Annotated in this window: 20 protein-coding genes; 5 read left to right on the top strand and 15 right to left on the bottom strand. The window is 56.8% G+C overall.

Going from position 1 to position 18,718, the window contains the following annotated elements; genetic code table 11:
- Positions 1-14 precede the first annotated feature (14 nt).
- The 3 genes from gmtY to AB3X95_RS32325 all read right to left on the bottom strand — a co-directional run bounded on the left by gmtY (position 15) and on the right by AB3X95_RS32325 (position 2,849).
- Positions 15-1,418 carry a gamma-mobile-trio recombinase GmtY gene (gene gmtY / locus AB3X95_RS32335; protein ID WP_368623432.1) on the bottom strand — a complete coding sequence of 468 codons (1,404 nt, stop codon included), beginning with the start codon at positions 1,416-1,418 and terminating at the stop codon, positions 15-17.
- A gap of 278 nt (positions 1,419-1,696) precedes the next feature.
- Entirely contained in the window at positions 1,697-1,993 is a 297-nt protein-coding gene (locus AB3X95_RS32330; RefSeq protein WP_368623431.1) for a hypothetical protein, read from the bottom strand.
- Between the two features lie 130 nt (positions 1,994-2,123).
- Positions 2,124-2,849, bottom strand: a complete 726-nt coding sequence (locus AB3X95_RS32325; protein WP_368623430.1) for a hypothetical protein — start codon at positions 2,847-2,849, stop codon at positions 2,124-2,126.
- Positions 2,850-3,103: 254 nt separating this feature from the next.
- Between AB3X95_RS32325 and AB3X95_RS32320 the strand changes: the two genes are divergently transcribed.
- Entirely contained in the window at positions 3,104-3,526 is a 423-nt protein-coding gene (locus AB3X95_RS32320) for a hypothetical protein (RefSeq protein WP_368623429.1), read from the top strand.
- A 109-nt stretch (positions 3,527-3,635) separates the two neighbouring features.
- Positions 3,636-3,866, top strand: a complete 231-nt coding sequence (locus AB3X95_RS32315) for a hypothetical protein (RefSeq protein ID WP_368623428.1) — start codon at positions 3,636-3,638, stop codon at positions 3,864-3,866.
- A gap of 192 nt (positions 3,867-4,058) precedes the next feature.
- Here AB3X95_RS32315 and AB3X95_RS32310 read toward each other — a convergent pair whose 3' ends face one another.
- The 10 genes from AB3X95_RS32310 to AB3X95_RS32265 all read right to left on the bottom strand — a co-directional run bounded on the left by AB3X95_RS32310 (position 4,059) and on the right by AB3X95_RS32265 (position 14,363).
- Positions 4,059-5,468 (bottom strand): Shedu immune nuclease family protein, encoded by a 1,410-nt coding sequence (locus AB3X95_RS32310; RefSeq protein ID WP_368623427.1) that lies wholly within the window; start codon positions 5,466-5,468, stop codon positions 4,059-4,061.
- Between the two features lie 152 nt (positions 5,469-5,620).
- Positions 5,621-6,334 carry a hypothetical protein gene (locus AB3X95_RS32305; RefSeq protein WP_368623426.1) on the bottom strand — a complete coding sequence of 238 codons (714 nt, stop codon included), beginning with the start codon at positions 6,332-6,334 and terminating at the stop codon, positions 5,621-5,623.
- Positions 6,335-6,449: 115 nt separating this feature from the next.
- Positions 6,450-7,481 carry an H-NS family nucleoid-associated regulatory protein gene (locus tag AB3X95_RS32300; RefSeq protein WP_368623425.1) on the bottom strand — a complete coding sequence of 344 codons (1,032 nt, stop codon included), beginning with the start codon at positions 7,479-7,481 and terminating at the stop codon, positions 6,450-6,452.
- 177 nt (positions 7,482-7,658) lie between these two features.
- Positions 7,659-7,910: a hypothetical protein gene (locus AB3X95_RS32295; protein ID WP_368623424.1), complete on the bottom strand. Its 252-nt coding sequence runs from the start codon at positions 7,908-7,910 to the stop codon at positions 7,659-7,661.
- Positions 7,911-8,148: 238 nt separating this feature from the next.
- Positions 8,149-8,994, bottom strand: a complete 846-nt coding sequence (locus tag AB3X95_RS32290) for an HNH endonuclease (protein ID WP_368623423.1) — start codon at positions 8,992-8,994, stop codon at positions 8,149-8,151.
- Positions 8,991-9,641 carry a flagellar motor protein MotB gene (locus AB3X95_RS32285; protein ID WP_368623422.1) on the bottom strand — a complete coding sequence of 217 codons (651 nt, stop codon included), beginning with the start codon at positions 9,639-9,641 and terminating at the stop codon, positions 8,991-8,993. Before AB3X95_RS32285 ends, AB3X95_RS32290 begins: the two co-directional genes overlap by 4 nt.
- Before the next feature lie 41 nt (positions 9,642-9,682).
- Positions 9,683-10,987, bottom strand: coding sequence for a hypothetical protein (locus AB3X95_RS32280; RefSeq protein WP_368623421.1), 1,305 nt, complete (start codon positions 10,985-10,987; stop codon positions 9,683-9,685).
- A gap of 343 nt (positions 10,988-11,330) precedes the next feature.
- On the bottom strand, positions 11,331-13,046 hold the full coding sequence (locus tag AB3X95_RS32275) for a DUF4236 domain-containing protein (RefSeq protein ID WP_368623420.1): 1,716 nt from the start codon (positions 13,044-13,046) through the stop codon (positions 11,331-11,333).
- A 281-nt stretch (positions 13,047-13,327) separates the two neighbouring features.
- On the bottom strand, positions 13,328-13,624 hold the full coding sequence (locus tag AB3X95_RS32270; RefSeq protein ID WP_368623419.1) for a hypothetical protein: 297 nt from the start codon (positions 13,622-13,624) through the stop codon (positions 13,328-13,330).
- Positions 13,625-13,637: 13 nt separating this feature from the next.
- Positions 13,638-14,363, bottom strand: coding sequence for an ABC transporter permease (locus AB3X95_RS32265; protein WP_368623418.1), 726 nt, complete (start codon positions 14,361-14,363; stop codon positions 13,638-13,640).
- A gap of 194 nt (positions 14,364-14,557) precedes the next feature.
- Here AB3X95_RS32265 and AB3X95_RS32260 point away from each other — a divergent pair, with 194 nt between their 5' ends.
- Both AB3X95_RS32260 and AB3X95_RS32255 read left to right on the top strand, forming a co-directional pair.
- Complete coding sequence (locus AB3X95_RS32260) at positions 14,558-15,415, top strand: sugar phosphate isomerase/epimerase family protein (protein WP_368623417.1); 858 nt, start codon at positions 14,558-14,560, stop codon at positions 15,413-15,415.
- A gap of 161 nt (positions 15,416-15,576) precedes the next feature.
- Positions 15,577-15,876 (top strand): antibiotic biosynthesis monooxygenase, encoded by a 300-nt coding sequence (locus tag AB3X95_RS32255; protein ID WP_368623416.1) that lies wholly within the window; start codon positions 15,577-15,579, stop codon positions 15,874-15,876.
- Positions 15,877-16,998: 1,122 nt separating this feature from the next.
- Here the strand turns inward: AB3X95_RS32255 and AB3X95_RS32250 are convergent.
- Together AB3X95_RS32250 and AB3X95_RS32245 are read right to left on the bottom strand one after the other, a co-directional pair.
- A complete protein-coding gene (locus tag AB3X95_RS32250; protein WP_368623415.1) occupies positions 16,999-17,163 on the bottom strand; it encodes a hypothetical protein in 165 nt (54 codons plus the stop codon).
- Positions 17,164-17,292: 129 nt separating this feature from the next.
- The gene (locus tag AB3X95_RS32245; RefSeq protein ID WP_368623414.1) at positions 17,293-17,730 is read right to left on the bottom strand and encodes a PleD family two-component system response regulator; all 438 of its coding nucleotides are present in this window, start codon (positions 17,728-17,730) and stop codon (positions 17,293-17,295) included.
- Between the two features lie 407 nt (positions 17,731-18,137).
- Here AB3X95_RS32245 and AB3X95_RS32240 point away from each other — a divergent pair, with 407 nt between their 5' ends.
- On the top strand, positions 18,138-18,602 hold the full coding sequence (locus AB3X95_RS32240; RefSeq protein WP_368623413.1) for a PRC-barrel domain-containing protein: 465 nt from the start codon (positions 18,138-18,140) through the stop codon (positions 18,600-18,602).
- The last annotated feature ends 116 nt before the right edge of the window (positions 18,603-18,718 follow it).

Raw genomic sequence — 18,718 nt, 5'->3', positions numbered from 1 at the left:
TTTTCCCGACTCCTTCAGATTTGTGTGCGGACCGCACGTCGAATTTCCTCGCTGAGCTCCAGCCCGGCTTCGAGATTTTCAACACCCTTTACCAACGCCTCACATATTTCGTCTTGCGTCGGTTGTGTGTAGATATCCTGACTATCAGGCGATGAATGGTGCATCATTCTTCGAACCATTTCTCTGTCAAGCCCGGCCGCCTTCGCGCGTCGACCATAGTTGTGTCGATGACCATGGTCAGTGGTACCCTCTTCTTTCGACACTACCAGTCCAATCCGCTGCACGGCAGCTGCATGCGATTCCCTGTATTTCGAAAGACTGTACATGTCGCCTTTCGGCTCCCGACAAACGTTCACAAATGCAAAGGGGCTTGAACGCTCCAACGGCACAATCTGATTTAGGTATTGATACCAGAGAGAAAGGAATAGCTCACCAAACGCAGGCACAAACCAATAGGCTCGAAGGACTTTGGCATTGGCGATTGTTTCGTGCGCTCCCCCTTTCCAGCCGGCCTCTTTGGACCCCAGCATTTGATTTCGTGGGACAAGCCCCCACCTTTCGCGGAGATAGGCTTCGCGATTGCCGCGACGCCTCTTGCCAGACTCATCCCGCCAGTCAGACGGCGCTGCTCCTTCCGATGGGTGATGAATGAACACGAGTGCTTGATTGGGGTTCAACGGGTCCGGGCTAACGTCCGATATGAAAAGGTGGAATGGCTCAGACTCCCGGAAACCGGCCCCATGCAGTAGAAGGGTAATTAGCATGTCCCTGTAGTTCAGTCGATTTCCGACGCGAAACCCCTCAAACAACAGCCGCATGATGCAACCATCCGGGAAAGCTGGAGGTTGACCTGATTCCGCCTTCGACGGCCGAGCTCCGCGGACCATCGGTCTTGATACGGCGCCTCGCCACTCGGCTGGAGTCTTCCAAGTGTGACCGAGGAAGGCCCTTTCTCGCCTATGTAAGTAGGCTGCCTCCTCAACTTTTCTGTCGAATGACGAGCCTGGAAATCTCGGATTCAATTTCGATATATCTGGATTTTCCAAGTACTCGAAGTACTCGGTGAGCCTCTGAACCACCTTGCGACGTTCTTGTTGATTCAGGGCTCGCCATCCGAGTCCGCGGATATCCTCGCCAGTGGCGGGGTCAAGCGAACCTGTAGCGAGAGTTTTTGAGAAGTAGACAAAGATGCGATAGTCGTTGGGAGCGTCTAGGTTGACCGAAATATACTCAAGAAATAGCAGCACAGCCCGTGCGACTTTCCTCATCCAACTGTGACTTCGCTCAGCATCGCGCCAAAGGAAATATTCCAGAAGTGAAGAGAGAATGCCATACGGAGTTAGCAAAACCGGAAGTTCAATCGCCACGCCCGTGGAATCGAACCGTATTCGCCCTTTGACAACGCTTAGTGGAATCATCTTTCGACGCCTTTCGGCTCGTTAGTGAGCAACCTTTGACAACCGACTTGCGGGGAGGCCCGTGCCAGCGTCGTACAGCTAATACAAGCAGGCGCCGGTTCGACTAAATATCCGGCCTGTCTCGCGAATTGGCTATTGAATTCATCTCATAAACAATGCGAATTTAATAGTCACACTCTATCTCTAAATTTTAGATAATAGTTTTTATGTATTTTTTAAAACAACGCAAACACTATTTAGATATTTTAGATTTTAGCCATTGTCTATGTTTAGTACTCCTAGAATTTAATTTCAAAAAATGGCGCATTGCTTCTTCTAAAGCGATTAGCCAACCATGTGGCATTGGAATATCTAAACAGGTGACCTGGCCACTGTGCCTCATAGTTGGAACTGCAATAAACGCCAGTAGCGTCCAATGGAAGTGCATCAGTGGGGCCGTCCGAGCGGACGACGCCGGCCGTACCGCAGTTGAATGCAATATCGCTCCAGAGCACGCCTCTTTTGATTTTCGGTCGAGCTTGACCGTCAAGCGCCATGTGACCATGCTCCTTACCGCTCATCAGCAGCAGCGCCATTTTCTTGGCTTAAGCGCCAGCCCTTGGAGCGAGTGAAAAAGCCACCGTAGAAGAAAGGTGCCCACTCGTTCTTTCAATTCGCATTTGTCATAGCTCGCTAGCCGATACCCGGTAAGGCAACGAGCGTCAATCAGAACCATGCCGCCTCGCCCTTCTCCCATGCCAGGCGACACCTGTGAACTGCCACACCAAGTATGTGATGGTAGATATCGTCACCTTGTGCCGCCAGGCCAGAAGGCAGGAGGAAGCGCTGAATGGTGTCCTCTCGTGGTGGCATGCCGGAAGCTGTTCCCCCGTTGTCCGATAGCTTCAGGCATCGAATCAAATATGCCAAATCCTCGTCGGCATACTGGATTACGAAGCTCGCCTCCTTGCTCGCCGTCGATTTCTCATTCGCGAGCACTTCCGTGGCTTGCTGACGCAACGCCGCGACCGCAGTCTTGACTTCCGTCACGGATACCGCATCGGCGAGGCGGCGCACCAAGCTTCCCGACGGGACGCTGACGTTCGTTACCAGGCGAAACTCTGTCTCGGCGTACTGCTTCAAGTCGGCGAGATGGCTCAGCCAGACGCGCAATGTATGCCATAGTTTCCGGCTGCTATTCTGATACGGATGCCCTGACGCCTGGACCGTGTTCGCGTCCTGCTCAAGCTTGGCGACAACAGTCCCGTCTGCATTCGTGACCAGTTCTGCAACGTCGTCGAGTGTCTCGATGCCGACTTGCCTGTCAGGCGCTCCGCTCGAAAACAGTTCATTCAGCGCGCGGTCAAACTGGAACGTGAAAGCGACGATTGTTGGCGCAGCACCAGTATTGATTGGCTTTTCGACTTGTGGTTTTTGGTCTTCCTCGTCCATATTGCTCCCCCGATGGGACTGCGTAGTCTCCCTGAAATATGCAACCCGGGAAATACTGTATAAATTAACAGGCTCACAGCCATGCGAATTGCATGGACCACTTCGGTCGATGGCTTTGCTAGGTCACACCCGCTCCAGCGGAACTCCAGGCAGTGAGCCTCCCGCCTAAAGAGGCGGCATCATCCTGCCGTCATACAGTGGTCAGGCGCCATTCGGACCGACAGGCAAAAAGAACGAATTTTGAGACCACATCAATGTCTGCAATCAACGGCTACATTCCTCAGGTAACACCCCTATTGTTCGAAACTGAAGAAGGTCAACGTAAAGCGAGCGCTCTCGTCGAATTCGGCGGTTGGAACGCAAACGAGAAGACGCTGTCGCCCATTCATGTCTCGGAGCTCTCGCACATGCCGCACGCGCCCATCCTGAAATGGGTGATGGATAGCATGGCGGCAGCTGCAGAAGCCGGACGACTCCATGGTTCCAACTATCTCGAGCAGCTCTTTGCGAGCAGGGAGGACATCCGAGTCTTCCGTACGCAGCTCCGCGAGGAAGGCCCGGACCTGTGGGTGAACGACCGTCACCACAACGCGATGTGCAAGCTTGGAAGCACTCAGGCAGACAGCAGCACGTATCAACGCATCACGGCGTTTTTTGACCCGCCAGAAACGGAGTAACCGTAGTTTTCTCCTCGACGCACCGCGGGAGCGTAGCTAGGCGCCACAACCTGTCACGCGTCCGAAGGTGCGCTGGATGTCTCCCAACACATTGAAGGGAGTGACGCGTATGGAGATTACCGTCGAGACTCATGTCGCGCACGGCGAGGCGTCTTCTGCCCGATTGCGCGTACGCCTGCTTCCCGGCCAAGGCGTGGATATGTCTCTTCGCGTTGAGTTAGCCATGCGATGCGTCACCAATATGCAGCGGGTACGCTCTTCCGCTTGGTCGTCAAGCGAATTTACCGGCAAGGTACACCGCTTCTGTACGCCAAGCCCGCAGAGCCATTACAACGAGTGAGCACGGAGGATGCAACATAGTTCATATTAACCATGTACGGCAGCACCGCGACGACGAAATAAGACCCGTTCAAAGCAGCAATTGTTGCTTGCCTTGTGACGCGAGACTAGAGCCCAGCAATTGCTAAAGCGATGGCCGCGACCGTCGCACCGTCACAATTCCGCCGCCAAGTCGAAGCTTCCGCTCTAGCAGCTAGAACGGCACCTCCGAGTTGCGCGCCTCGTTGGCAGCGTTGAGATGGCTCAACATCAGACGCAGCTTTTCCAGCAGCTCGTCGAATGTGACAACGTCCACGTCCTTGCAGGCGTTCCGAAATATCTCGAAGCTACGGCGCTTCATTTCGTCCGTCGGCGAAGTGCCAGCGATGACGACGCATCGGATGCTGTCGGGACGCGAGTCCCGAAGCTTCGGACTTGACTGATGTGATAACCAGTGGCTGCGCAATGCGCTCTGTTGGTAGAGCACCTGCGTGATAGCGCCACTCAATTCTGCATTGGGCCCAAAAACCTCCGTGTTTCGGTACGCGCTGTTGAGCATCAGTTCAGTGCCTGGTTTCTTGATTTCAACGATAGCAAGTGCGGCACCGTGCTCAGCCAAGAGAAAGTCGCCTACTTGCGCCCCCTTGCCATCAAGACCTGAGCCCTGCGCATGAAATTGCGTATGGAGCAGGCGAACCGGGCGGGTGAAGACCATGGACAAGATAAAAATGTTGCCCTCAAAGAACCGCTGCCACCGAGCCTCCGACAGGTTCTGCTGAAGCATGGCCTCATATCGCTCAACCATCTTCGCGAGTGTCACGCGCTCTATCTCGGAATGGAGCTCGAAGAGTTCGCGCGGCATGTCTGATGCGATTGCCTGCAGGTTCTCGCGTACCGCCCGCACAGACGTCGCACGCTCCATACGTGCGGACGTTGCTGTTCGTCGCGTCCTGTCGAGACGAACCTGCACAAGCTGCGCGTTCGAGTCTACCGGAACGATTCGAGGGAAACGCTCGGGGTCAATCTCCGACAGCAATGAGCTACGGACGAGACCACTATTTGCCGACCGAACTCGCTCACGACCTAGTCGGCGATTTCGTTCGAATGCGCGTCGGAACTGTCCGACCCAAGCTACAGGCATGAGCAAGATTCGACCGTCAAGTTGCGGCTCTTCGCCTGAAAATAGCTTGATAGTGTCGACATTCCGCAACGCCGCCAGACTATAACGCAGGGGGTCTAAATCCTTGTCGAAACCGAATCCGTATTCTGGGTCGTCGAAAGGCTCCCCAAACGTTGCCGCCGCCAAGTCACGCACCGCTTCATCAGCACTCTGCGGCATCGGCGAGCTTGAATTACGTTCCAAGACAAGCCTAACGAACTGTCCGTGCTTCGGTTGGAGGTAACGCTTAGCGTACGGATTGGTGTAGACGGGATACGCGGTTATCTGGTGCGGCTCAATGACGGCGAGCAAATGCCATTCTGAGGGAGGCCGAGAAACCCAAGCCTCGGGATTCGCAGGAGACTGGTCGAAGGTCTGCAAGTACAACCGCGCCGCAGCCAAATCGTCTTCTAGCCGGAAGTCGGGGGACGGCAACCCGCTAACCTCCTGTGGTGTATCCGACATGCCTCACTCTTTGGTAGGTTCGAAGTCGCTCGATGATATCGCGGTTTACGAGCTGAGCGCTGGGTGCAGCGTGACAGAAGACTGCTCAATGCTACCGGCACGCACTGGTTACTGTCATCGACTCCGTGCGTCGACGTCCCGCTGCCCTTCGCTTAGTTGCCGGCAATGCTCGCAAAGAACCCACGCGTCCCTATGGGCGGGTTGCCCACATCCTCGACCATATCCATCAGGTCGCTGCATTTTTCAGCGTAGTATCTTAACGTCGGTGAGATGAGCCACGGTTGCAAGGCAGCATAGGCTTCGAGGAATTCGCACGTCTTTTGGACCAGGTATGTCAGTTCCCGCACATGCGCCTCAACAACCGAACCTGGACGCTTTGCGATGTCGACGAAATTCCGGTAAGCCGGCGATGGCGGCCCGCTAGGGGTCCGCTTGAGGCGCTGAGCCTCCGACTTCATCTCCCTAACGGTCAGCACTATAGGGCCCTGAGTCGTAATCACGATATCAAGCACACGCTCAATACGCGAATCGAGTTCCTTGACGACATGCAGCAGGTCGTCAAGGGTTCGTTCCTCACGCAGAGCTTTGACCTGGTCTTCGGCCGACGTGGTCTGCCGCTGGAGCAGTTGCAGCGAATCTCTGAACTCGGCGCCCTGCTTCTGTATTGACCACAGCAGACCGAAGAACGCTAGCAACGCAAAGACTGGATTGAGCACCCCGCCAAAGTAATCTCCAAACCCGGCCCATTCATCCTGCTTCGTCGAGAGATGCGTCCCAAACTGCCAGACGTACAGTGCTATGGTTGCCAAAATCGAGGCAAGCACAATTGCTATTGCGGCGCCAAAAATTTTTTTATTTGTAAACATGAGTCCCCGTACTCATGAAATAGGGGCTCGAGGTCGACGCGACGTCTGACACGTTACGCTCGAACCGACAACGCGTTGTCGGTTCGAACCCCAGACGGCTCGACTTAGGTCTTGCTTATGCTGTCACGCCGACTGCGTCGGCGCTCACCGCCGGCGCGCCAACCGACGTTGCTGTTGTATCGACCACCGGTGCTTCCACGCGAGCAGCCGGCTTCTGAACCGCACGCTTCGAGGAAACGCTCTTGGTCGCGGCCTTTTTCACAGTAGCCTTCTTGGCATCCGTGCTCGCCGCGGTCGATGCCCGCTCCTGTGGAGCAGTACTCTTGGCTGCCGCCTTCTTAGCAGCAGCGTTCTTCGCCAGCGTCTTTTCGGTTTCCGGCGCCTTCTTCGCCGCCGGCTTCGTCGCGGCCTTCTTGGCAGGTGCGGCCTTCTGGGTCTTCGCTTTTACCGTCGATGCGGGGGCCGCAGCCTCTACAAACAAAAACTTGGACCGGTCTTTCGCAGCTGCCAGCCACGCCGGCGCAGGACCGCGGCCGCTCCAAGTTGCGCCCGTCTTCGGGTCCTTGTATTTCGGAGCTTGCGGGCCACGGATGTAATTCCCTGCCTTCGCCGCTTTTTGGCCGACCGAAACTGCCTTCGGCGCAGCGCCATCGGCGAGGAACTTGCTGCGGTCCTTGGCACCAGCCAGCCATGCCGGAGCCCGACCGCGACCGCTCCAAGTCGCGCCAGTCTTGGGGTCAGCGTAAAGAGCCGGCTGCGGGCCGCGCACGTAGCCTCCGGCCTTCGCGGGCTTCTTGATGGCAGGCGCCGACACCACAGCAGTGCCTTCAGTCAAGAACTTCGAGCGGTCTTTCGCGTTCGCAATCCACGCCGGCGCACGGCCGTGACCAGTCCACGTGGCGCCAGACTTCGGGTCGCGGTACTTTGCCGCCGATGCTGACGACCTTGCCGCAGGCTTGGCTTCCGGTTTCGGACCACGTTTCTTGGCGCCACCAATGCGAGAACCGATGTCAGCAGTCGTGAGACCATGCTTTTCCATCAAGTCGCGGATTTTCGCGATGACGGCAGATGTCTCCTTTTTTGCAATCGCTTCGGCTTGTGTTCGTAGCTTTGAGATTTTTGCCTGCAGGTTTTCTAGTGTGGCCATTTTCTCCCCCCTTTTTTGGTAGCAGTGGTCGCACTATGCCATATCCCAACAGAGCACGGCTATTGCGTACGAGGCACTGCAATCAGTCTATAGTTGCTTCTGAAGCGCGGATAGGTGCCGGTAATATTGCCTTTAATCAGCCACCCCAAGTGTCCAGCACGATGCTGGTGGTCTATGTCACTGCAGCCATGGAGGCGCAACACCTTCGCGCAGCATGCGCCACGATTGCTCGACCACCCCGATATCCTTCAACAGGTCGAAGGTGCAATCCGACGTGCCACCGCACCGCGCTACCAATGCTTTGACAACAGACTCGGACGGCTCGAATGACATCCCGTAAAGCTCATCGACGAACCGGTGCGCGTTGAACATCGCCCACGCTCGCCGGATTGCTGCCTCCGCTGCGCGCTCGAGAGCGACATCCTCCATTGCAGCGCACGACATACGCGAAAACATCCTCGTCCGATGCGCCGACCCGTGCGATTCGCCGACGCAACTCTTCGATGGACAGGTCTGTGACAACAGACGCGGCATTGTCCACTGCCGTCCCGCTTGACCGGCTTGGCCCGCAACCCGACTTTACCGGGTGGGGTTGATAGTCCGGGGGTATTACGACGCGTGTAACAGGCATAGCAGTCGGTTATTCGCTCCGCGCCGCAACCATCTATCACCGATAGCGGTCGATAAAAGCCCGGTACTCTGGAAGAGCCTTCATATGCGCATGTAAAGGCTCATCCGCATGGCAACCGACGCAAAGGACCTCAAGGTTTTCATCGCTGTTGTCATGTTTCTGACCGTTTTGATGATGCACATGCAGGTATTTGGATTCGACTCCGGCCAAAACGATGCTGCACCTCTGGCACCTATAACCGCGCCGGCTGCGCGTTCTGGCCGACACTTCGGGCCAGTCGTCGGTGTAGGTGTTAATCGGTGCGGTATCCGAGGAATGCCCTGGTTGCAATGACATCAAATCGCGCGGATACTTAACGAAGAACTCTGTCAGCTTGAACTGCTCGACGATAGAGAGCCGACTTGGTCGGGCCGCCTGCATATCGAAGCCCTTCCAGCGGATGTGAGCCAAGCAGTTCTGACAAACTTGCAGCCGTACCTGCTGTGGCCGGACACCGCCGTCCATGACATTAACGTGGAACAGTCCACTGTCGGAGTTCGCAACGACATACCTCTCCGACCGCTGATTTCTGTACATCGCCTCAAGCGTTCGGCAGTGAGCGAAGTGGTACTTAGGCATGGTGTCGCGATTACCCATTGCGTGGACGTCGCGGATGTAGACCAGGACACGGTAGCCCTTATAAGCGAGCGTGCCGTCATCCAGCACTTGAATCTGGTCGGCGGTAACATCAATACCGTCGCCTTTCAGCCTATCAATTACCGGCAGGTCTATCTCGGTGACAACGTGCGTGGCGCCAAATCGCTCGACCAACGGGGCACCCATTTTATGCCGTAACCCGTTAAACGCAGACCAAGTCAAGAAGTCGGGTAGCTTGAAAGTCATTTCTGCAGCTTCTGAGCAATGAGGTCCATCTTGTCGCTAGCATTGGTGACAATGCGGAATTCCACCCGCTGGTTGGCGAGCTGTGCGGTCGCCGAATGCTCATCCGGTGATATCGGATGCGACGACGACAGTCCATTGGCCGTCACGTGCTGAATTAGCCAGGTCTCCTGAGACTGCACTTTTTGCATCGACAGCAGGTATTCGAGCGTGCTACGGGTGCGCGCCTGCGATAATTCCATATTCTTGAAATACGCGGTGCGCGCATCCGTGGTACCGGTCCAAGTAGCACTTGTGTGCCCTTCAATCCGGATTTCTTTGACGGCATCCTTAAACTGCGGGGATGTCAGCAACGCCACGTAACGTGGGAAGAACTGACCCAGCACCTCCCTAAACCGGGGGCGCAACTCCGAAGAGCCCGTTGCAAACAATACTGTTGGGTCATTGAACCTGATGGTCATGTCACCAAGGATTTCGGCGTTCCACTGCTTGAGGTCCTTCTCGAACTCCTTCTGCAGCGCTAGCTGCATATCCTTCTTCGTGGTCTCATACTCCTTGACGACCAGCGTTGTCGTCTTTTCAACACGCAGCATGAACGCTGCGGTCAAAAGCATAAAAACCAACATCAGGCCGGTCATCAAATCGGCCATCGGTATCCAATGAGACTGGTTGGTTTGCTCCACCCTTCACCTCACGCGGCGCCAGCAATACGAATAACCTCGCGCAGCCGGTCCGTAAGCGGCGTATAGTCCGCCACGAACTTTTCGGAAAGCGATGCCAGTTGGCGCCCAAGGGACTCGAGGCTCTTATTGAGCTCCTCCTGCAAGCCCTTGTCGAGTGCGACGACGCTCTGACGCACGGCCTCCATGGAACGCGTCAGACTGTCGTTTACTTCCGTCTGTGATTTGCGCAGCGTATCGGTGAGAAGCTGCTTCATTTCCGACGACGAGGCCTGCATTTGGGTGCCCAGGTTCTTCACAACGTCCGACACATCGGACTGCACCTTAGCGACGCCTTGCTTCATCGCCTCTGTCATCTCGTCAACCTTGCGCGAAAACTGGGGCGTGACGTCCTTCATCTGTAGCAGCACCTCAGCCATCGACCGTTGCGACTGGTCAATCTGCTGATGTTGCTGTGCAAGGCCGCGAAGCGTGGTTTCGAGAGCAGCCGCAGTGGCGGCGAACCCGCCGGCTCTTTCAATGAAGACCCCCAGGCCTGCCGACGCGTTCCGCAAGTCCTCAGCCGACGCCTTTTGGAGCGTTTGAAGTTTGTCGAGCTCATCCTTGTACTGCTGCTGCCAGACCACCAGCTTCTCGACCGCAGCGTTGAGGTGGCGGAAGTTCTCGCCGAACTGCTCGCTAATCTTGGTATTGAAGTCACGGATGACCTCTTTCAACGCCTCGATGAGTGCTTTCGAGCCGTCTTCGGACATCCGCTGAGCAAAGGTGTCGAAAGACGAACGGAGCGAGCGCAGTTCGTCACCTTGCTCCTGGCGCATCAGCTTCAGCTGGGTGAGCAGGCTCCCTTCCTCCGTGCCAGACAAGCTGCGCTGGAGAGCTTGCGTCGCGGCGACGACATCATCGAGTGTGGCCGACTTCGGCACGCCGTCAGTTTGGGGAATCGGGTCCTTGTGAGTGTAGTGCCGATACCGAAGGATAAGCGAGCCAGCCACGCCGCTGACCGACGCCCAAAACGCCGTCTTGACCCCCTCCAGAAGATGCGGCACGCTGTCCGAGACGTTGGTCGCGTCAAAATGCAGCAACGCCAATGCGATACTGAAGAAACATCCGAGGATGCCGACTGTCGTCAAAACTTCCGGACCGTGAGAAACGGAGAAACGATTAAACTTGTGGAAACCGAAATACCAGGTCAAGACGATGTTCACCGCGATGAAGAACAACGTCGGGCCATCAGTCAAAATTGACGTGGTCGTTTCAGCGGCGTAGACGTACGGGGCCAGCAGAAGGCCCAGGCAAAACGAAACTCTCAACTTCATTGTTTGATTGGTCTCACAGTGGTTTGGGATATATGCGTTTCGCATATATCCTCGGTTGAGACTCGTCCCACAAGCGGCCAGCGCTTACCAGCCATCCGGGACGCGGTCTCTTTCTCTTGTTGGATGGGACGAGATTTTCGCAGAACTGAAAGCAACTGACTGTCGCGTCACCATTTTGATGCCGCCTTTCGTTGGTTTTCCCCGACAGCGCTCCGAAGCCAGTCATGTGTGTCCAAACGGCTTTCGTTCGCCCCCTCGCCGGTCGCCCCGTCCAATAGGACGACTGACCCCGAGGACACACTGGATGGCGCGGACGTCTGAGCGCGCCAGACGCGGAATTCGCTCACTGGCCAGAGGAACCCGTGTTTGCAATCTCTGACAGCGCGACCTTCTGGTCCGCGTACCAACGCACGAGACACTCCCGCTCGTGGCATGTCTGCTCACGGTAATTCCATTGGGCGCGAGTGCGCTCCCGGAACGCCGCTTCGTCGGTAGCTGCTGCTTTCGCCTTCGCATATAGGGCCGCCAATTCCACGTCGTCGGCAGCCAGTTCCGCATCGCCGCAAATCAAGTGCTCCGCATCGGAATGGGCCTTTGAGCAGTCGAAGCTTGTTGCGAGCGAAGGCACGTTTGCTTGCGAAGGCTGCGCCGCGGCCTCCGAAGCGGCCTGATGCTGCTGCTTCCAGTCCGCGAGCGGCGTCTGGGCGACGGGCATGTTCCGCCACTGGTACGTCCTGAAAGTGGGGCTATTGCTCGATGATGGTGTCTCCATGACGATAAGGTCACCCTTGCCGGTGCTTTCGTTGATGGCAAAAGCCGCCTTGTCCGAGTCGCACCCCTGCGCCATGCAGCCCTCGCCAACCAGGAAGCCATCTTTCGATTGGACAATGACTACGTGAGAGACAGCCAGTCGCTCGCTGATTTTCTTCCATTCCACGCGCGACACGTTCCGAAATGCAGCCTTGAAGCGGCTGTCGTTGACAACGTCTGATGGCGATTTGCCTGCAAGCCACGAAAATTCGCTTTCCGCCTGTCTTGGCTGGGACCCTTGCATCTCCGTCGACGGACTCGCGCTGACAGAAGTTTCGGGCGCGTCACCGTCGGTGGTGTTGGCACCAAGGCCTGTCGGATGCGTGAAGTGCATGACGACCGCGAAAAGCGTTGCGACAAGGACGACGCCTCCGACTCCAACGGCTTTTGGAATGAGGGAGTCCTTACCCGTCAGAAGCGTTGGGCGGGGCGTGATTTCTGCTGTCAGCAACGAGTTGAATCGCTGGGTCGTTGCGTCAATTACGGCGAGCGCTGCAGTCCGCTTCCGCTTGTATCTGGAGACGTTCGACGCGCCATAGAGGAGAGCGAACGCGGTCAGCCCCAGACCTGCCCAGAGATTGGCTGCGTAAGCGATGAACGAGCCGAGCAAAGCGACGACGAACGGACTGGCGAGGCCAGGCGTCGATGGCCAGCTTCGCACTGCGCTCAGCAAAGCGGAGGCTGCTTCGTTCAACTCTGCGCGTTCACCATGGTGGTCAGCACACTGTTTTTCGATTTCATAGACCGCACGCATTGCCTTTTCCTTTTCGGCAAGCGATATCGAGCCGATATCGGCGGCGAGGCGGACTGCGTTGGTCGTGGCGTCGAATTCCGGGGCTAGCGATTCCAGGAATCCCTGGTGCTCCTCGAGGGTCACCGCTTCGCTCAGGTCGTCCCCGTGCACGTAGACGCCGTGAGAGAAGAAGTAATCGACGAGTGCCGTCGACGTACGTGAGCGGACCTTCTGCACGAAGTCCTGCGTTGCCCGCTCTCGTTTTGAAAGGCGTTCCGTGACGTCGGCATCGAGGCTGCTGCTCCCTGACACGACGGAACTGACCGGGCGTGACGTCCGCGCACCTCTCAAATTGTGCGTGAAGCGGATTCCCGTGCCTGGAATGCTGGCGGTCACGCGGCCCCGAGTGTTGTAGGTGAGCCCCCTGCCACCAATAGACGTGCTCACGCCGCTCTTACTGAGGTTGATGCGAATCCCCGGCGCAACCTTGATGCTCTTTCTGAAGCTCCAGCCCATTATTGTTTTACCCCTCGTTTGGCCATCTTCTGTTCGCTATGCGTCAGATGGTACATGAGAGGCACGAAGAAAAGGCGGCCTACCGCCGCTTCCGCGAGGCGCCGGTCCGTCAGATGAGCAAACTCGTGAAATGCTAGCTAACTGGCTAACGTTTGCGACTCTTGCCCATACGCGACGACCGCAAACGATTGCGTAGATATCTGTCCACCCGTCACCTCCAGGTCGCACAAGACGGCAGAATCACATTCGTTTGTGCTCGTGGCTTTCTCAGCAAGGGTGCTCTATTTCGTGTGTTTGACCGCATACAGCACGCCGAGCAAGGCATTATCGCCACCAAATTTCACGGTAATGAGGCCCGCGACCGTCGAGATAGCGGCAACGCTGAGGTCGAACTCGCCTGCAACCATCGTCACTGAGAGACCGAGGGCGACGATGCCGAGGAAGGCAAACGCCTGGAATATTGCGTAAAGGTTCGCTTGCGAAAAGTAGTGGTTGACACTGAGGCCGAAAATTACAGGCATCCCCACGAGCAGTACGAGGCGGATGGCCAAATTGAGAAGCCGCTGAGACTGTTCCATTTCAATTCTCCTGTCATTTCCGTCCAGGACCGAGTCGGGCGAGCAATGCACCGAACACGACCGCCGCCAGGACCACGATGCCCTTGGCCACCAGTTGATACTCGTAACTCACTCCGCTGACCAGGAGGATGTTGCTGATGACGCCAAGAAAGATAGCGCCAGTGACCGCGTCCGAGATTTGTCCCCGCCCGCCTCGAATCGAAATTCCACCGACCAGCACGGCGGCGATTGCATTGAAGTCCAGGTCAACGCCGTAGGTCAGGTTGCCTTGCGCCGATGACGAGGCAATCAGCGAGCCAGCGAGTGCAGCTGCAGCGCCGGCGAATCCGTAACAAACCAGCGTGGCAGCCATCAATCTGAGACCAGCAATGCGCGCAACTTCGGCTCGCATCCCAATCAGACGAATCTCCCGACCGATTCTCGACTTCTGCAGGATGAAGCTCGCGATTGTCCCGAAGATGGCTAGCACCAGAATCTGATTCGGCAGCCAACCAAATAGCTTGCCCTGCCCGAGCCAGGTAGCGTCACCATTGCCGATGACGGTCAGTCCGCCGGTGTAGATGACGCCAGCACCGATGATGATTGATGACGTGGCAATCGTGGTGATGATGGGGTTAGCTTTACCCCAGGCGATGATTCCGCCTTGAACAGCCCCCATCAGCAGGCCACTCACCACTACAAGCAGTAGAGTCGCGCTGAGTCCGAGATGAATGAGCGCGGCAAACATCACCGTCGACACTGTAGGCTCGAGAAGCCTCAACAATCGAGGCAGCAACGGGGGTTGACGTACGTCGCCGGATTGTCGACTTTCACTCTACGGACAGGCGATTTCAGGGCTGTTTATCTCCCGGTGCTCCTACGCAATAGTGATTGACATCATCTCCTGGCGACTGCCGCGTTGGGTTTGTCGTCGCGTTTTTCACGAGGGTTCAAATGTCTAAGTCCAAGGTCGAACTTGTTGCTGCCTACTTCACACTGTCCGGCGACGTCTATCCGTTCGGTCCCACAGAAATCAGTCCCTTCAGCTTCAAAGACCGCGTTGAAGCTGCGGCCAAAGCAGGCTGGGACGGCATCGGTCTGATTCACTCAGATATCTACGCGACTGCTGACAAGATTGGCTTTCCGGAGATGCGAAGAATCCTCGAAGCTAACGACATCAAGTATGTCGAGTTCGAGTTTCTGGTCGACTGGTATCAGACCGGCGAGCGCCGCCGGACGTCCGACAGCATGCGGTACCACTACCTCAAGGCTGCCGAAGAGCTTCGCGCACGGATTGTGAAGGTCGGCCCGGGCATTGGCGACGAGACCGCAAACGTCCCGCTTATGGTCGACGAGTTTGCCAAGCTTGCCGAAGACGCGGCAAAGCGCGGCACGCAAGTCATGCTGGAAATCATGCCGTTCAGCAACGTCCGGACGATTGAAACCGGCAAGGCTATCGTCGAAGGTGCGAACAAGGCTAATGCGGGTCTCCTGCTCGACATCTGGCACCTGAGTCGGGGCAACATCGACTTCAAGGAAATCGCGACGATTAAGCCCGAATTCATCAAGGGAATCGAGCTCGACGACGCGGACCGCTATGCAATCGAGCCGCTATGGATGGACACCTGTCACAAACGACGCCTGCCGGGCGAAGGTGTTCTTGACGTTAAAGGCTTCATCAAGGCCGTCCAGGCTACGGGCTTCAATGGTCCTTGGGGCGTCGAAATTCTGTCTGAAGTCGAGCGCAAACTGCCGTTGGACGAGATGGCAGCACGTGCGTATAACGCGACGATTCGACATTTCGAGAACTGAGCGGCGATAACCAAAAATGAGTGATAAAACGGCTGCGACAACATACTTGCGGCCGTTCCCCTTCGTGAGTACGACACATCGCCTTCTCGACGCGATGTCCTTCAACGGAGACAAGCGCTCGTCTGACATGCTTGCGTCGCAAACAGTAAAAGACACGCAAAATGCTATCTCTCTACCTCCGTTTCAAACTGGTTCCCTCGACCAAAGCGCTTTTTGTGCCACATCTCGCGGAACTGATGAAGACGATGGCCAACGAGCCAACATTCGTTAGCGCTGTGCTCAGCGAAGACGCAGATGCCGCGGACGAACTGGTCTTGTTCGAGGTATGGAACGGCTCCTTAGACCAATGGCTCGTCGAACAGCCTAAGAAGCCGTATCGAGCCATCTATGAAGATGCAACGAAAGGTATTGTTGCCGACAAGGAAGTGAGATTTTTATCCACAGTTGTGCTCCAAAATTAGCGCAGCGCTGATTTGGCGTGGCCACTTCGGCACGACACCGAGATAGACTCACGGGCCGCACATTAGTCACGTTGATGCGTGTCGGTTGGAACTCCGCCTACCATATTGCAAGTCGGTATCTGCGTCCGATAATTCAGGGAGCGATTCCAGTTTAGGAAAAGCCGCTTCTACAGTAAACAGACTCTTTCTTCTTGATTCTAAACAAAGTCTCCTCTCTTGATGACAGACTTTTTTAAAACCTCTAGGTAATTGGCTTTAGACGTCACCGCGCCTCCCAAGGTTTGCGGACGAAGACACTTGAGCGCGGTCGATGAGCCGGTCTACGCAGCGTACATTACCGCTCCCTCAGTCGAGCTGTACCGTGACGGTCTGCGTAATGTCTTCCAGGCCGGGGCGGACCACAGAGATTAGCCGCATCACTGACCAGCATCTCAGACGCGCCGAGCAAATTTGTATCGCCTCGACTACGGGGACTCGCGTCATCATCGCCTCCCGTTATTGCTATCAGCTCGGAACCTATGTGCCACCCTCCCATCACTTTTCGCTACTTTCTCCCGCCCCGGTATGCGAATTGCGATAACAGACGTGCGGATTAACGCCGCGCGGTGTTGACCGGTTCGCATTTGGGGAGACTGCCATGCGAGGTAAGACGAAAGGGATTCTGATTTCGGCGATTTTGGTTGGGCTATCGGGTAGCGTTTTCGCCCAAGGTGCGGGCGGCGGTGCCGCTGGAGGACAAGGAGGCACAGGAATGAGCAAGCCAAATGCTGGAGGGGCGACCGATACGGTCTCAGGCGCGTCGGGGGCAAACACCATGGCACCTGCAAAAACGAGTTCTCACAAAAAGATGCACAAGAAGGCGGCAACAGCCGCGCCGTCGTCCGCGACCAACCCTGCCTCCGGTGGAAGCTGAGCGATAGGAATTGAGTCGCGGCCACCCGCAGGTCGGGGGCATCAGGCGCGACAGACCGCGCCTGATGAGACTTGGTTTTGCGCCCGTTCAGCTGAACGTCGAGATTTCAATACCGATTCTCCGAGTCGGCTTTGGCATGGCGAGTGAGTCATTGCCTCTTCAACGATGGTTCGGCACCGAGCCATTCACCTGTAGGTGGCTACTTCGGATTAGCTCCGGTACTCGTCGACTTCGTCGCCGTCCTCCGACTCAATCCGCGTGGTTCTTCCTGTCGCGGGCGGGTCGCTCGCCGGGAATGTGTCTTCAACCGCCTTGTCGACATCCTCGACGGACTTATCACTTGCGGGGTTCCGCTGCTTCGTATTGGTAGCCATCTGAGTCTCCGGTGGAGTGGGATGTTTTGATACGAGCAAGGGTTAATCCGCGAGCCGAGGTGCGCGAAATCCTGTTGTGATGGTGTTGTGAACGCCTATCTGTGCAGTTCCCGCTTCGGACCGTGGCCTTCATGGCCAGCAGCGCGAGTCAACGGCACGCCACCGAAACGGTAGGGCTTGCTCACCGCTGCGCGGGAGATGCCGAACCGACAGCCGGCGGGCGATGAAAAGGTTGACCGCCGACAGCAGCGCTTCAAGAGACACGGGTTTGCGCAAGAATGCAGACCAATGACGCGGCGCCATTTCCGGCTCCTCCATCGCTGACAGAAGGATGATAGGAATATCGGAAAGTGCCGGTCGACACCTCAGACGGCAGCACAATTCAATGCCGTCCATTTCGACCATATTCCAGTCTGTGATAACGAGCTGAGGGTGCTGCAGTGCGGCTTTTTGCAACGCGTCCTGACCATTGACCGCAAGGACGACGTGATGACCGTCGGCCTCCAAAGCTAGCTGAAGGGCCCATCGGGCCTCGGGGTCGTCGTCGACTAATAGTATGGTGGACATGGTCAGGCGGTGCTTTCAGTGCCACCGGCCTTCCGCAACGATTATGCCTGTTCGCAATTCGTTTTCCTAAGCAATCGTGGCCGACCTTCGCGTGGACATCGCGCACGGCGCGACAATCGTAAACGTTCCTGCCGCCTGTTCTATCACGTCTACCCCAAGAGGCGCGGCGAGCCGCAGACCTAAGCGGTTTCCGGTTCAATGTGGAAGGTCCTGCGCCGTAGGAGGGAATATGCACGGCTGTGCGGGGGGAGTACCTGAGGGTAACCCGGAGGGCCGCCGCGAAGAAGCCACCGCGTGAGGCGTGGGCGAAATTTCCTCATACGAGAGCCCTCTCCGAGTCCACGGCGCCCTTGCCGGGCATACTCGTTGCGGCATGACGGTCTCCATCGGCGACTCAGGAGAACATCATGAGCACACTAGACCCCCAAGGTACGAACCCCGGCAGCGGCGCGAAAATTGTAGGCGGAGGGACAGGCGACGGGCCCGGCCCTGAAGTCATGGCGGCGTCCACACTCGAGGGTACAAGAGTGGTGTCGTCCGACAATGAAGACATCGGAAAGATTTCGCACGTCATGCTCGATGTACGGAGCGGGCGGATTGCGTATGCCGTGCTCTCAGTGGGAGGATTTCTTGGAATGGGCTCGAACCTGCATGCGCTTCCGTGGAATGCATTGACACTCGATACCAGTGAGGAATGTTTCCGTGTCAGCATCCCCGCACAGCGAATCAAGGACGACCCTGGCTTTGACAAGGACCACTGGCCGTCCATGGCCGACGCCGCGTGGGGCACAACGGTCCACCAATACTACAACCGCGACCCCTATTGGTCTGCGTCGCGCGACATCGACGAGCCGAGGCAGTCGGACATTTAGCCAATGAAGCAGCCCTGCCCGCAAGTAAATACGGGCAGGGCATTGACGCACCCCCAGAGGAACGCGCAGTTCCCTGCGAAGCCTTGAGCCGCTGACTTGGCGGATGCGCTCGGCTC

The organism is Paraburkholderia sp. BR13444 (assembly GCF_040948755.1).
Taxonomy (GTDB): Bacteria; Pseudomonadota; Gammaproteobacteria; order Burkholderiales; family Burkholderiaceae; genus Paraburkholderia; species Paraburkholderia youngii.
The sequence above is the reverse complement of the archived record's forward strand: the minus strand, read 5'-3'. Positions and strand labels throughout refer to the sequence as shown.